At 72.3% G+C, this 13,971-nt stretch carries 13 protein-coding genes and 1 pseudogene; 2 read left to right on the top strand and 12 right to left on the bottom strand.

All coding sequences use genetic code 11. The annotated features are described in order from the left end of the window. Positions 1-25: 25 nt before the first annotated feature. The 3 genes and pseudogenes from K7862_RS36215 to K7862_RS36205 all read right to left on the bottom strand — a co-directional run. On the bottom strand, positions 26-253 hold the full coding sequence (locus tag K7862_RS36215; RefSeq protein WP_222969866.1) for a hypothetical protein: 228 nt from the start codon (positions 251-253) through the stop codon (positions 26-28). 55 nt (positions 254-308) lie between these two features. Beyond that, complete coding sequence (locus K7862_RS36210) at positions 309-668, bottom strand: DoxX family protein (protein ID WP_222969864.1); 360 nt, start codon at positions 666-668, stop codon at positions 309-311. 129 nt (positions 669-797) lie between these two features. Continuing rightward, positions 798-1,280 (bottom strand): annotated as a pseudogene (locus K7862_RS36205) (cupin domain-containing protein); the annotation flags it as partial. 81 nt (positions 1,281-1,361) lie between these two features. Here K7862_RS36205 and K7862_RS36200 point away from each other — a divergent pair. Continuing rightward, on the top strand, positions 1,362-2,213 hold the full coding sequence (locus K7862_RS36200; protein WP_308012372.1) for a LysR family transcriptional regulator: 852 nt from the start codon (positions 1,362-1,364) through the stop codon (positions 2,211-2,213). Positions 2,214-2,307: 94 nt separating this feature from the next. Here K7862_RS36200 and K7862_RS36195 read toward each other — a convergent pair whose 3' ends face one another. Both K7862_RS36195 and K7862_RS36190 read right to left on the bottom strand, forming a co-directional pair. Beyond that, a complete protein-coding gene (locus tag K7862_RS36195) occupies positions 2,308-3,036 on the bottom strand; it encodes an 8-oxoguanine DNA glycosylase OGG fold protein (RefSeq protein WP_222969860.1) in 729 nt (242 codons plus the stop codon). A 74-nt stretch (positions 3,037-3,110) separates the two neighbouring features. Then, the gene (locus K7862_RS36190; protein WP_222969868.1) at positions 3,111-3,623 is read right to left on the bottom strand and encodes a hypothetical protein; all 513 of its coding nucleotides are present in this window, start codon (positions 3,621-3,623) and stop codon (positions 3,111-3,113) included. Between the two features lie 208 nt (positions 3,624-3,831). On the opposite strand from K7862_RS36190, the gene K7862_RS36185 reads away from it, so the two are divergent. After that, the gene (locus tag K7862_RS36185) at positions 3,832-4,476 is read left to right on the top strand and encodes a DsbA family oxidoreductase (RefSeq protein WP_222969858.1); all 645 of its coding nucleotides are present in this window, start codon (positions 3,832-3,834) and stop codon (positions 4,474-4,476) included. A gap of 102 nt (positions 4,477-4,578) precedes the next feature. Here the strand turns inward: K7862_RS36185 and K7862_RS36180 are convergent, their stop codons facing one another. From K7862_RS36180 to K7862_RS36150, 7 genes are all read right to left on the bottom strand, one after another. After that, positions 4,579-5,337 (bottom strand): hypothetical protein, encoded by a 759-nt coding sequence (locus K7862_RS36180; protein ID WP_222969856.1) that lies wholly within the window; start codon positions 5,335-5,337, stop codon positions 4,579-4,581. Between the two features lie 110 nt (positions 5,338-5,447). Then, the gene (locus K7862_RS36175) at positions 5,448-6,938 is read right to left on the bottom strand and encodes an FAD-dependent oxidoreductase (RefSeq protein ID WP_222969854.1); all 1,491 of its coding nucleotides are present in this window, start codon (positions 6,936-6,938) and stop codon (positions 5,448-5,450) included. 73 nt (positions 6,939-7,011) lie between these two features. Next, entirely contained in the window at positions 7,012-8,085 is a 1,074-nt protein-coding gene (locus tag K7862_RS36170; protein WP_222969852.1) for a terpene synthase family protein, read from the bottom strand. A gap of 370 nt (positions 8,086-8,455) precedes the next feature. Further along, positions 8,456-9,202 (bottom strand): hypothetical protein, encoded by a 747-nt coding sequence (locus tag K7862_RS36165; protein WP_222969850.1) that lies wholly within the window; start codon positions 9,200-9,202, stop codon positions 8,456-8,458. 51 nt (positions 9,203-9,253) lie between these two features. Beyond that, positions 9,254-10,126, bottom strand: a complete 873-nt coding sequence (locus K7862_RS36160; RefSeq protein WP_222969848.1) for a hypothetical protein — start codon at positions 10,124-10,126, stop codon at positions 9,254-9,256. A 171-nt stretch (positions 10,127-10,297) separates the two neighbouring features. Then, the gene (locus K7862_RS36155) at positions 10,298-12,214 is read right to left on the bottom strand and encodes an alpha-L-fucosidase (RefSeq protein ID WP_222969846.1); all 1,917 of its coding nucleotides are present in this window, start codon (positions 12,212-12,214) and stop codon (positions 10,298-10,300) included. Continuing rightward, positions 12,211-13,971: family 20 glycosylhydrolase (locus tag K7862_RS36150; RefSeq protein ID WP_222969844.1), on the bottom strand; the 1,761-nt coding region annotated here is incomplete at its 5' end. The genes K7862_RS36155 and K7862_RS36150, both read right to left, overlap by 4 nt.

The raw sequence follows: 13,971 nt of genomic DNA, 5'->3' as shown, positions 1-13,971 counted from the left end.
CCCTCGGCGCCGTCGCGCCACCTGCCTACGGCTCCCGGCGGCGTGCGGAGGTCTGCCGGGAGACGACCCGTTCGACCTCGACGGCCGGCGACCGGCCGATGACCGCGGCCACGGCGTCGGCGAGGGTCGGCTGGACTCCGGCGTCGGGCAGCAGCCGGGCCAGGACCGCGCGCATGTCGCTGTCGGGCGCGGCAACGGATACCGGCACCCCGCCCGTGTGGTGCACCGCCGCGTCGCCCCGGGCGTCGGGCAATGACTCCTCCACCCTCCGCCGCCCGGCACGACACGGCAACGCGACACGCACCGCCTCACAGCCCTAAGGCCAGCCAGACGGTCACGGCGGCGGTGCCCAGGAGCCCGACGTTCAGTGCGATCCGGCGGTCGTCGCCCATCAGATGGACGGCGATCGCACCGGTCTGCAGAAGGACGAAGCCGACAGCCGCGGCCGGCGCCAGCGAGGGTGCGATGCCGGTCAGCGGCGGCAGGATCAGGCCGACGGCGCCGAGGACTTCGATCGCCCCCAGTGCCCTGACCGCAGCGAGAGGCGTCCGGTCGACCCAGGTCATCATCGGCCGGAGTTCGTCGGGGCTGCGGACCACCTTCAGCGTGCCCGCGTAGACGTAGAAGAGGGCGAGCAGCCCGGCGATGATCCAGTAGGCGAAGTTCATGGTGTCCGTTCACGGGTTTCGCGGGGCTCGGATTTCACAGGTCTCGGCACCGGCCCCGGGTTCACTGGTCCCGGGTTCACCGGGACCGTCGCGGCGCGCGATCGGCCGGGGTCGGGCCGGATCGATGGCGGCGGACTCGGTCGCGTAGCGGCGCATCGTCTCGATCCCGTCCTCGCGTGAAAGCGGCCCGCCGCCGGCGATGCCCAGTTCCTGAAGGTCCCGGAAGTACTGCACGTAGAAGTCAGGGGTGAACGTGCTGAGCATCACGGCCGGTTGATCGGTCCGGTTGGCGAAGGTGTGAGGGGAACCGGGCGGAACGATCACGAACGTGCCGGCCGGCGCGTCGTGTTCCGTCTCCCCGACGGTGAAGCTCACGGTGCCGGAGAGCATGTAGAAGCCCTCGTCGTGGGCGGCATGGCGGTGTTGCGGCGGGCCCTCGGTGTGCGGGGCGAGGACGGACTCGGCGATCGCGAGGCGGTGCCCGGTGTGGCTGCCGTCCTCCAGGACACGCATGCGGGTGCTGCCCAGCACGATCGTCTCGCCCTCGCCGGGGCCCACCACCGACACCGCGGGGTCGGTCTCGCACTCAGGGGTGTGTGCTTCATCGGTCATGCCCACAAGTGCAGCGCCGGGGCCGCGCCCGTGTCCAAGACCGATCACGCAACGCCGATACCCCATGGGTATCGTTGCACCGTGGAGCTACGGACGCTGCGCTACTTCGTGGCGGTCGCCGAGGAACGGCACTTCGGCAGGGCCGCCGCCCGGCTGCACATGAGCCAGCCGCCGCTGAGCCGGGCGATCAAGCAGCTGGAGGCCGAATGCGGCGCCCTGCTCTTCACCAGGTCGCCTTCCGGCGTGACGCTCACAACCGTGGGCGCCGTGCTGCTCGACGAGGCGCGGGCCCTGCTCGACCACGCCGACCGCGTACGTGTCCGCGTCGGCGCGGCTGTCGGTCTCGCGAACCTCACCGTCGGCATCCTGGGCGACGGCACCGACCCCGGGGTGTCGCGGCTGGCCGCCGCCTACCGCCGTCAGCACCCCGGGATCGACATCCGCATCCGCGACACCGACCTGACCGACCCCACGTGCGGCCTGCGCGCCGGTCTGGTCGACGTCGCTCTGACGCGGGCGCCGTTCGACGAGACGGCGCTGACGGTGCGGGCGCTGCGCAGCGATCCAGTCGGCGTGGTCCTGCGCGCCGACGACCCGCTGGCCCGGCGCGACGAGCTGCGGCTGGCGGAGCTGGACGACCGCCGGTGGTTCCAGTTCCCGCCGGGCACCGACGCCGTCTGGCAGTCGTACTGGAACGGCGGCAGGCGGCGCGAGGGCCCGGTGGTGCGGGCGGTCCAGGAATGCCTGCAGGCGGTGCTGTGGAACGGCACGGTCGGCCTGGCTCCGCTCGGACACGACCTGCCGTCGGAGCTGGCCGTGGTCCCCCTGACCGACATGGCACCGAGCCGCGTCGTCGCGGCGTGGAACAAGGGTGACGCCAACCCGCTGATCCGATCCTTCATCCGGATGGCGACCGCCGCCTACCGCCCCTGACGACAGTCACCCCCCACCGGCCCGCCGGGGCCCCAGCCGGGCGTGCGTTGACGGACGCCGCGCGCAATGGACGGGGATTGCCGCCAGCGTGGGGTCACCCGCGGAAGAGCCAGAGTTCGATCTCGTCCGCCCCCACCTGCCGCCCCAAACGGTCGCTCTCCTCACTCGCCCAGCGGGCGAGCAGCGTGCAGTAGCGGCCGTAGGTCTCCGGCGGCCAGCCGCCTCCGGCGCGCAGGGAGTACCACCCGCATCGCTTGTTCAAGGCTTCCGCGACCCGGCTGTCGAGGATGACGCAGGGGTGGTCGAAGGAGCCGGCACCTGCGAAGTACAGGTATTTCGTGAAGAATGCGGGCCCCAGATAGCGCACCCCGGCGCCCTTGAACAACCGTCGGTAGGCGGCCTCGGGGTCGGTCCTGGCGGAAGTGGCTGCTTCGCGCAGCGCCGTGATCACGGCCGGCCTGCCGTCACGGATGCTGTCGAGTCGGCGGCGGTTGTTCCGCAACTTAAGGCCACTGCCCCAGGCCAGAACATGCCATAGGAGTCGCAGCACGTCGTCGTCGCTGTCCATGGGTCCGGGGGCGAGACGGAATAGTGCCGAACGGCTTATCGCGGTGCGGCCCGCTTCGCCGGTGCTCGTCGTGAGTGGTCCACCCGGCAGGTCGCGGGCGGTGAGCTCCGCGTTCCACCAGGCGGCCGGCACGGTGACCGTGTGGGGGTGAATCCGTTCGGTACGCGGGAGAGCCAAGCCCGCCCGGCACTGCGGCGGAAGCGCGAGCAAACTCAGGTCTGTTCCCGGATGCGGCACTCCGTGATGATGCCGCATCACCCGGCCGCTCGGCAGTCGTTCGCAGACTTCGAATCGCCCGATGACCCGACGAGCCCGGCCGGGACGCCCGGTCAGAGCTCCAGCCTGTGCCGGACGTAGCCCGGCCCCACCCCACCGGTCTCGATGCGGTTCTCGTCGAGACCGTTGGCGATCCGCAGATCGTCATCGTCGAAGGCGAACTCCACCGCCACCGTCCCTGCCGCCAGGTCAGCGGTGGGAGGCCGCCATTCGAGGAGCGAGACCTCGTGCAGCGCTCGGCCGACGAACGATTCGAGGCCTCCGTCACGGTCGGACCATTGCGGCGTGAACTCGCACCAGTCCCACCCGGCGATGGGCGCCGCTGTGTCGATCGTGTCCCAGCCGATCGACAGTTCGTCCAGCTTGGCGTGGCAGACCTCCACCTGAACGCCATCGAAGTCCAGGACCACCGGGCAGTCCGCGAACCAGTCCCCGTCCTCGGCGAGACGCACCACGGCGAACCCCGTCAGCCGCCGGCCGGCGAGCCTCGCCAGGCGTGCCCCGCGCGCCTGCCGGATCGCCTCGATGCCGGCCAGGAACGACGGCCTGAAACCGGTGATTCCCATGTCCACGACAGATGAGTCTCCCGGCGCCCGGCCCCGAGGGCCAGCGCATAAAGATGGCGGGCCCGTCAGCGGCCATCCTTCCGGTGGCCGGATTTTGCTACTAGACGATCGGTCGCCTATTGTTTAGTCGACCGATCAACTAGTGACCTCGGTCGAGTGTCGCCGGGACCCACCCCGGCATCCGGACAACAAGGAGAGGTGCACTCGGATGCGCGTCGAGATCTGGGCGGACATCGCCTGCCCCTGGTGCTACGTCGGACGAGGACGGTTCGAGCGGGGCCTGCAGGCCTTCGCACACCGCGACGAGGTCGAGGTCGAGTACCGGTCGTTCGAGCTCAACCCGACCGCCGAGAACGGCTCGACGCCGATCATCGACGCGGTCGCGCGCCAGTACGGCCGCACGCGCGACGAGCAGGTCGCGCGCGAGGAGCGGGCCGCTTCCGAGGCTCGGGCGCTCGGGCTCGGGTACCGCGTCGGGGGGCGGGTGCACGGCAACACCTTCGACGTCCACCGCCTGCTGCACTTCGCCAAGGAGCACGGCCGCCAGCGCACGCTGATGGATCTCGCCTACCGGGTGAACTTCGCGGACAAGCGGTCGGTCTACGACGCGGACACGCTGGTGGACATCGCCGTCGAAGCCGGGCTCGACGGTGCCGAGGCCCGCCGGGTGCTGGCAGACGCCGGCGCGTACGCGGACGACGTCCGCGCCGACGAGCGCCAGGCGTCCGAACTCGGCGCGACCGGGGTGCCGTTCTTCGTGTTCGACCGCCAGTACGGGGTGACCGGCATGCAGCCGTCCGAGCTCTTCACCCAGGCGCTCGAGCAGGCCTGGCAGGACCGCCGAGCGGCCTGAGCGATCCGCCGGACGGCCCGAGGGCAGCGGCGGCCGGCGACGTACCGGCCCGCCGCGCCCACCGGGCCGCCGAGACGGCCACCCGCACCCGCGGCGACTCCCTCATCCCCGCCCGGCCCCTGCCGAGCTCCCCGCGTCCTCGGCGACCGCGCCGCTCCCCGGTTCCTGCCCGCTCGCCGTGGGCAGGTCCCGCGGTGGCAGCCGCAGCATCGCGACGCTCACCGCCGTCACCCACAGCCAGTACAGGAAGAACGGCGTGACCGAGGGCAGGGACAGCGGCGCCAGCCAGCCGGACCGGACGAGCGAGACCGCGCTGCCCGCAAGCGTGACGATCCCGGCCGCCAGCGCGGTCCACCCGGTCCACGCCGGCAGCTCCCGGGTCCGGCGGACCGCCACGGCCGCGGCGAGCAGCAGGAACGCGAACACCGACAGCAGGCCGTAGAAGGTGTGGAGACACGCCTCGGTGAAGGCGCGCAGCAGTGGCCAGGAGTGCGGGTCGTCGATGAACTGCGGGGTACTGGCCACACTGAACATCGCGTTAACGACCAGCATGCCGGGCACGATGACGGTGGCGGACGTGCGGATCACGAACGACAGCAGGGATTCCTGCGGGAGCCGCAGGGCCCGGGTGAGCGCGAAGGCGAACCAGATGCCCAGCAGCGCGCCGATGTTCGTGGAGAAGGTCTGGGCGAACCCTCCGGCGGAGTAGCGGTGGAACCAGGCCGCGTACTCGGCGTCCGTGTCGCCGCGCACGGGCCAGAACTTCCAGGAATGCCGTGTGGTGAGCAGGACGGCCAGGGAGAGCAGCAGGTTCGCGATGCCCGCCCACGCGCCCAGCCGGATCTGCTGGGTCTCCGACATGTCCGTCCGCCTTCCGTCCGTCGATCTGGACCCGTCATCGGTCGATTCCGGGTGTGTCCGGCGTCCCTGTGCCGGCAGGGGGGCATGGGGCACCCGGTGTTCCGGCTCGTTCATCCGGGCGACTCCGCCCGCTCGGCTCCCACGACGCGCTCGGCCGGCCGGGTTCGCCGTCCCCCGAGCACGACCCTGGCCAGCGTCCGGGGGCCGACGAGGGCGGCCGGCGATCTGACCATGTGATAGACGCCCAGGAACGTCCGGAACATCTCCGGGTCTGCGACGACGAGTTCGATCAGCCGCCGCTTGTACCAGAGCACCGGCCGCAGCCACAGCGGCAGTCGGCCGCGTTCACGATGGTGGTGCCAGGCGAGGTCCTCACTGACCGACATCAGCCAGGGCGTCCGCGCGATCGACGCGACCCGGCGGCGGCAGCGGTTCCCGACCGCGTCGAGGTCGTCGCGATCCGCCAGGCACTCCCCCAGTGCCGCGGCCTGAAGAACCGACACGGTCATGCCCTGCCCGAAGACGGGGTCGAATGCCGCCACCGCGTCCCCGATCGCCACCAGACGCCGGGGCCCGCGGCGCATCGCCGCGTACCCGGTGCGGCGGTTCTCGGTGCGCTGGAACCCGTGGATCCCGGTGTCGGGGACGGGCGTCGCGGCGGCGAGGAGCGCGTCGAGCTCGGGGTTGTGCAGTCCGGCGGCGAACCGGCGCCAGCCCTGCTCGTCGGTCGGCGGGTGGTCGCCTCCCGCGCCGAAGACGGTGGCGAGCCAGCGGCCGCCCTCGACACGGACGACGAAGGCGCCGCGCGGGTGACCGGGTGCGCTGTTCATGTGCTGCAGGGCGTCGAAGTCCTGCTCCGGGGCGTCGAGCACCATGGTCGCGTACGCGAGCCCCGCGTCGACGACCTGCACGGCCGGCCGCGGATGGCCGGCCTCTTCCAGCCACCGCGGCAGCTTCGAGAAGCGGCCGGACGCGTCGACGACGAACGCCGCGTGCAGACTGTCGCCGCCGGCCAGCCGCACGCCGGTCACCCGCGTCGCGTCCTCGCTCCAGCACAGGCCCGAGACCGGCGCGCGGTCGCGGACGGTGACCGCGGGCAACTCGCCCAGGCGCCGCCGCAGCGACCATTCGAGGAGGTCCCGCGAGAAGGCGTGGGCGTGCACGCCGGCTCGTGTGCGCGGTACCCGGCCGGCAGACACCGTCGTCGAGGCGCCCAGTCCGTGGTCGAACAGCGGCGCGCCCGCCGCGACCAACTCGGCCCGCAGGCCGGGGAACAGCGCTTCGAGGGTCTGGGCGCCCCGGGCGAGCATCCCGTGCACATGACGTGCCTGCGGGACGCCGCCGCGCGGGCCTGGGGACGATGGGAGGAGCGCGGCCTCCAGGAGGACGACCTCGGCAAAGTGGTCGGCGAGCACGCGCGCCGCGGTCAGGCCGGCGATCCCGGCGCCGATGACCACGGCCCGCCCGGTGATCGGTTCGCGGTGAACGGGTTCGGGTGCGGGACGCGCGGGCAGCGGCGAGCGCCGCCTGAGGAACGAACCGACCCGTGGGGGGAACGGTGAGCCCGGTCCGCGGAACGCCGGCCGTTGTCGATCGGTCATCGGCAGTCTCTCCTGGTACTCGGTCCGAGGCACGCTCCGGCCGTGCGCCGGGCGGCAGTTGACGTGCCGGGGCTCACGCCCCGCCCGGCAGGTTCCAGGAGACGACGGTTCCGGGCAGGAGGTCCTCCAGGTAGCCGGGGTCGGCGGGCAGGGGCGCGTAACGGCCCGTCGACAGACCCCAGTCCGCGTGACCGCGCATCCAGGCCCGCAGCAGTTCCACGCACGCGGCGAGCGCCTGCCGCTGTGTGCCGTCGAGTTCGAGGGCGGCACACAGGTCCGGCAGGTCACGCGCGGCCCGGTGGAAGTCGCCGAGCCGGCCGTCGACGAGTTCCCGGGCCTGGACGAAGGCCGTACTCCGGGCGCAGCGGCGGGACTCCCGGAGCACGGTGACCAGATTGAGCAGGTCGCCCGCGGCGCTCTCCTTCTCGACGGTGAGGATGTCGTTCGTCCAGCACACGACGTCACCGGCGGCCGTCAGCAGGCGCTGGTAGGTGCGGCTGTAGTAGACGGCGGGCGGCAGTTCGGATCCGCCGGCGAACTCGACGAGGTCGAAGGTGACGAGGACGCCTCCCGCGGCCCGGCGCAGCACCGCGTACTCGCCGAGGTCGCAGACGTCACCGAGGACGCGGTAGGCCGCCTGCTGAACGTTGCCCGCGAGGTACTCCGTGAGGTGGAACCGCAGACGGCGGCAGAGCCGCTCGCCGGCCCTGGCCCGGGTGCGGGTCCACAGGTCGGTCAGCGCCGCGCCGATCGGGCCGAGGGCGGTGTCGGCGGTCCCGGTGGACGCGACGAGGGCGACGCGGGCCAGGAAGCCGTCGAAGTCCTGCGGGTCGAGGGCGGTCTCGCGGTCGTCGTTCTGGTCGTCGAGGAAGTCCAGCCAGGCGATCCAGTCCGTGGTGAGCAGCAGGTCCTCGACGGTCGCGGTCGGATAGACCCGGGCCGCGAAGTCACCCAGCCGGGCGGAGGCGAGACGGCGTTCGGAGGCGTCGGACCGTGTCAGTCCGTGACGGCGGGCCCAGTCGAGGACGTGGGAGTCGGCCCGCTCCGCGCCGAGGGCCACCGGGGTCCGTAACTCCCATAACGCGTCGGGCAGCGCCGCGCGCATCGCGCTGCGGGCGCGGGAGACTTCGGTGTCGCGCGCTTCCATGACATACCCCCCTGGGCCGCCTCCCGCCGCCCGGACGCCGGGCGGTGCGCCGGGCGGACGGCGAGCACGCCACCGATCGGCGCGCCCCGAGGAGGTGTCCGCACGTTATTGGCGTCGCTGGACGCACCTGAGGTGATATGCCGTTAACGCGGAATTTCCGGAGGCCGCCCGTCATGCTGGAAGGCTGGCCACGTACCGCCGCACCCGGCGGCCAGAACACCCAGAACTCCCAGAACACACAGCGCACACAGCGCACACAGCGCACACAGCGAAAGGCTCGGTCACCGCGGTGTGCCGGACGGGCGATGCGGTGACCGAGCCGGTCATGGCGTTCCGTGCCGATGCGGCGGAACGCGGGGGGCAGGGGTGGTCAGGAGGCGATCGTCAGCGAGATGAGCTGGCGCGTCAGGTCGCGGTAGTGGGTCAGCGCGACACGCAGGTCCTCCGTGTCGGTGCGCCCGCCGGCCTCCCAGCCGTCGCGCAGTTCCTTGCGGCGCCGCTCGATGAGGTCGGTGGCGGCGTCCAGCACGGCGTCAGCCTCGCGCACGGCGCGCCGCGGGTCGTCGACGAAGCCGCGGACCGCGCGGTCCATGCGCTGGCTCAGCCGCTCGATGTCGGCCGTGCGCGCGGCGGGGTCCTCGGCGGGGACGTCTGCGGTCTCCTCGGCGGGTTCCTCGGCACCCTTCGCACGGTTCTTGGCAGCCTCTGTGTCGGTTCCGATGGCGGAGTGGTCCTGGGCACGGTCGTCGCGGGCGCCCCCCGCGGCCGGCGACGTGCCGGGTTCCGGGTCCGGCTCCGGTACCGGAGCCGGGAACGAGGCCGGCGCCGGGGACAGCGCCTCGGGGGGCGCGGGCGGAGCCTCTGGAGCGGGCTCGGCCGTGGCGGGACCCCGGACCTCCGTGCCGGACGCGCCCGCCCGGTCAGCCGTGGCGGCCCTGCCGGCCGCGGCCGCCGTGCCGGCCCTGTCCGATGCGGCCGTCGCGTCGGATGCGTCCGTCGTGCTCGACGTGTTCGACGTGTTCGACTGGCTCTCCCCTGGTGCGCGCGTGTCCGGCGGTGTGCCGCCTCCGGAGGTCCCGGCGGGTCCGCGCGACCCTGTCCCACGGTGCAGGTTCACCTTGTTCAACTCCTCGCGTCCATGCGTGACGATGACGACGCCGACCCGCGGTCAGCGGTTGTCCTCCGTGCCGTCCTTGCGGGGGCCGCTGCCGGAGAGCGCGGCGAAGCGATGGCCGAGCGGCGACCGGCGGCGTTCGCCGTCGTGGCGGTCATCCGGGTCCTGCGCGCTCCCCTCCCGCGCGCTGCCGCCGGACGCCGTGCCGAGTGCACGGGTGTCCTCGTCGCCGGCGCCGGCCGGGTCGTCCTTCCGGGAACCGCCGAACGGCGTCTTCCGGGTGCGGTCCGACGCCGGATCGGTCGCAGCCGTGTCCGTGGACGCTGCGGCCGAGGTCGCCGTGGACTCCGGGGCGGACGCCGCGCCGGGCGCCGGCGCACGCGTGCCGCCCGTCAGCGCGTCGAACATTTCGCGTGCGGCGACCAGCGCCTGCCGGAGCTCCTCGGTGTCCTTGGGCCCGTGCGGGTCGGTCCGGCCGGCGGACGCGTGCGCCCGGCGGTAGCCCTGGAGTTCGTGCGGGTGGTGCACCGAGAGCGCGTCGTTGTGCTCGGGGGTCTCGGGACCTGGGAAGCCGCGCCGCTCGGCGAGCTGCCCGATCAGCCGGTCCGCCTCGGCCACCGCGCCGCGGGGGTCGTCGACGAACTGCGTCTTGACCGCGGCCCAGCGCTCCTCGAACCGCTCGGCGTCCTGTGCGGACAGCGGACGGAGTTCCATCCGTCCGTACCGCTTGACGCGCTGGGCGAGTTCGTCGCGTGTCGCCTTCTCGTCACCGTCGTGGTGGGCGAGCGCGCGCTCGTACTCCGGCCCGAACCGGTGCTTGAGCCCGGCGCCTCCGAGGCCCGTGCCGCGCATCAGCGTCACGGCGGCGACGATCGCCGCCACGACGATGATGACGACGACGAGAGCCACTATCGCTGCTGTGGACATGACGTGCCTCCCCAACTTCCGCTCATGACCATCGCCTTGCCCCGCCCGCCTCCGGCAAACTCCGCGCGTCGGCCTCAGGCAGCGGCATGGCCGCATCCCATGACACAAACGGCAGGGCCCGGGCCGCTGTCGCGGTCCGGGCCCTGCCTTCGGTGCGGCCGTGCCGAGGGATCAGCCGGCCGGCGGCGGTGCGACGCTGCGGTAGAGGCCCAGGGTGGCCAGACGCGGTGTGGCGCGGGCCTGGGTGACGGAGATCCGCAGTGCCCGGACGCCGGACTGCGGGGGGACGGTGAGGATGCGCGAGTAGCCGATGGTCGTCCCGCCGGCCAGCGGCGTCCAGGTGGTGCCGTCCCCGGTCTCGACGGTGAACTGCTGGACGTGCTGACCGTGCGTGATGTCCTCGCCGAGCCAGATCTGGTCGAATTCGACGCCGTCGGGCAGTTGAAGCTCGAAGCTGCCGGTGGTCGCGCGGCGCGGGGGTGACCAGGAGCTGTCGAGCCGGCCGTCGGCCAGGGCGTTGGCCAGCGCCGCCGGCCGCGCTCCGGTGAGCAGGTTGCGCCGGTAGGTCGCGTCGATGGCCGCGCCGAACCTGGCGAGTTCGGTCACGTCGGCGTCGTCGACCCGCCCGGAGGTGTCGGGCGGGACGTTGAGGAGCAGCACCGCGTTGCGTCCCACCGACGTCCCGTAGAGCTTGACCAGCTGCTCCGCGGTCTTGGGCTGTTCGTCGGAGTGCCAGAACCAGCCGGGCCTGATCGACACGTCCGCCTCGGCGGCGAACCACTGCAGGAACTTCACGCCGGGCTCGGTGATCGCCGCGTCGGAGCCGATGTCGGTGACCTGGGCGCCGTGCGGCAGCAGGCCCTCGCCGTGGGCGGTGGCGGGGTCGGCGGTCGCGGGCGTCACGCTCCACTCGCTCAGGCGCGCCACCCCGCTCTCGTTGCCGACCCAGCGGGTGCCCTGCGGTCCGGCGAAGGTTACGGTGTCCGGCGACAGCGCGTGGATCAGCGAGAACCACGTCGTGAAGTCGTACGCCTCGCTGATCCCGCTGGACGTCCATGGGTTGGCGCCGTCCAGCCACAGCTCGTCGATCGGGCCGTACTGGGTGAACAGCTCGTAGAGCTGGTTGAGGTAGTAGGCGTTGTAGTCGTCGGCCATGACGTGGAAGACGGGCAGTCTGCCGGTCGCCACCGCGTGGGCGCGGTCGTCGCCGTCGACGAGGGTGGGGATGGTCCGTGCGGTGACGGTGCTGCCGCTGCCGTAGCGGCCCATGCCCGACGGGCTGCGGTCGCGGTCGTCGTACGTCGACTGCTCTTCGGTGCTGAGCGGTTGGCCGGCGTCGTGCTTGGCGACGATCTGCTGGACGAACGTCTGGTGCCAGGCGTGCGGGAGTTCGGCGCCGTCGGCCGGCGAGAGGTACACGCCGACCTTGAGTCCCGCGCTGCGCGCAGCGTTCAGGTAGGTGCCGAGGATGTCGCCGTCCGGGTTGACGTTGCCCTCGGTGCGGATCTTCCAGAACGCGGCGTAGTCGTCACCGCGGTCGGCCGTCGCCCGGGCGCGGGCGGCGGCGGCCGTGGCGTCGGGCGAGCCGCGGTACCACCAGGGGCTGGCGATGACCGAGTGGTTGGTGTAGCGCGTCGGGTAGACCACGAAGCCGTCATGGTGCTTGGCGGTGAGCATCACCTGTCGCATGCCCGCGGCGCGGTACGCCTGCATCCACTGGTCGATGTCGACCGCCGCCGGGGCGAAGGTCGCCTCGTCCTCGCAGCCCGAACCCCACTCCCGGTCGGTGAAGGTGTTCATCCCGAAGTGCGTGAAGCCGGTGAACTTCCGTTCCTGCCAGGCCACTTGGGGCGGTCGCGGGACGATGGCCGCGGCCTTGGCGATGATGCGCTCCGGGGTGTCCCCCGGCTCGACCGGCAGGATCGAAGCCGGGCGGATGGCGCCGCCGGCGGTTCCGGCCGCACCGGCGGCTCCCGGTCCGTCCGCGCTGCCGCCGGCCGCCCGCGCGGCGGTGCCGGTCAGTCCGGAGGTGACGAGTGCGGCTGCCGCCGCGGTCCCCGTGGCGAGCAGGTCCCTGCGGCTGATCATGCCGCACCCCCCGCGGGCGAGATTCGCCAGACGTCGTGGTGCGCGGCGTCACGCGGCTGCTGGACGACCGGGCCGGCGCCGGCGGAGTCCAGGGTCTGCTGGGTGATGGCGTCGACCAGGCGGTAGCCGCCGGGCACCGGCTCCAGCTGCCATTTCTGGCTCTCGGAGGTGCCGCAGGTCTCGGCGGTGGCGGCGGCGCCGATCTGTTCCACGACGCGCATGTTGTTGGTCTGGCCGCGGCTGACGTCGGCGCACAGGCCGCTGCCGGCGGCGACGAGGTGGTAGTAGCCGTCGGTGGTGGGCTGCAGCTGCCAGGTCGCGGCGTGGGCCGCCGGCCGCGGGTCGACGTTCAGTGGTGATCCGGGCGTGGCCGCGGCGGTCAGCACGCCGCCGGTGCCGCGCACCTGGAACGTGCCGGCGGGCAGCGGCTGGACCCACTGCGGTCCGTAGCCGGGCGCGTGGCCGAGGGAGTCGGCGAGCGCGGTGAAACCGGTGTAGTCGGCGGTCGGCCGCGGGCTGCCCCACACGCCCTGCGCGAAGGCCCGCAGGGAGGCGAACATCCGCTGCTGGGTGGTGTTCTCGTTCTCCTTGCCGTAGTTGTCCGGCCAGACCATGTACTCGGCTCCGGTGACGCGGGAGGCCGGGTCGGTGACGGTGCCGTCGGCGAAGTCCAGCGGCGTCCAGCTGGAGTTGTACAGCCGCTGGGCGTCGGGCTGGTAGCTGCCGCGGACGTAGTACCAGGCGTCGGTGGCGTTCATGACCTGGTAGCCGGCGTCGAGGAGCTGCTGGGTGGTCTGCTTCTCCGGCAGCCAGTGCTCGATGATGATGTCCTTGTTCAGCGCGATGGTGTTCGCGCCGGTCAGGCCGTCGTTCCAGATCCGCAGCGTCTTGCCCTTGGAGCGGACGTACGCGTCGACGCGGTTGATGAAGTCGATGTACGCGTCCTGCGGGGTGGCGTTCGCGCCGAACTTCTGGCGCGCGTAGGCCAGCAGCTGCGGGTAGTTGGAGTACGCCGAGTTGATCATGTACTCGTCGGCGCCCATGTGGAAGTAGGGGCCGGGGAACACGCTGAGGTCGTTGTCGACCAGCTGCGTGTAGAAGGCGAACGCGGCCGGGTTGGTGATGTCCAGCCGGGTCGGGTCCGGCGTGCCCGCCGTGTTCTTCAGCTGCAGGTCCGGGTACGGCGCGAGGTACGGGTCCACATGCCCGGGCGAGTTGATCTCCGGGATGACCGTGATGTGGTACTGAGTGGCGAGCGCGACCAGCCGCCTGATCTCCGGCTTGGTGTAGTACGAGAAGGTGTTGACGGCCGGGTACTGGTCGTTCTTGACCTTCAGCTCGAGGTGCAGCGTGTTGAGCTTCAGGTACGCCATGTCCTTGATCAGGCGGGCGAACCAGGCATCGGTGTTGTACGTGTAACAGGCGCACACGCCGACCGCCCGCTCACGCGCGGCCGGTACGTCGGTGGTGCTGCCGGCGGGTATGTCGGTGCCGGCGCTGAGCAGTTGCAGGACGGTGCGGGTGCCGTAGAACAGGCCGGAGGCGCCGGCGCCGGTGATCCGGGCCTGTGTGCCGATGCTCAGCTGGTAGCCCTCGGTGCCGAGTTCGGATCGGCCGGGGTCGGTCCGCAGCACGATGTCGCCGGGCTTCGCCGGGCCCTGGACCACGGGCACGTGCCAGCCGCGGGCGTCGAGGACGGTGACGCAGACCGTCTGGCTGATGCAGCCCGACGGCACGATCAGCGAGCTGGTCGGCGA

Source organism: Actinacidiphila acidipaludis (genome assembly GCF_019890725.1).
Lineage (GTDB): Bacteria > Actinomycetota > Actinomycetes > Streptomycetales > Streptomycetaceae > Actinacidiphila > Actinacidiphila acidipaludis.
The sequence above is the reverse complement of the archived record's forward strand: the minus strand, read 5'-3'. Positions and strand labels throughout refer to the sequence as shown.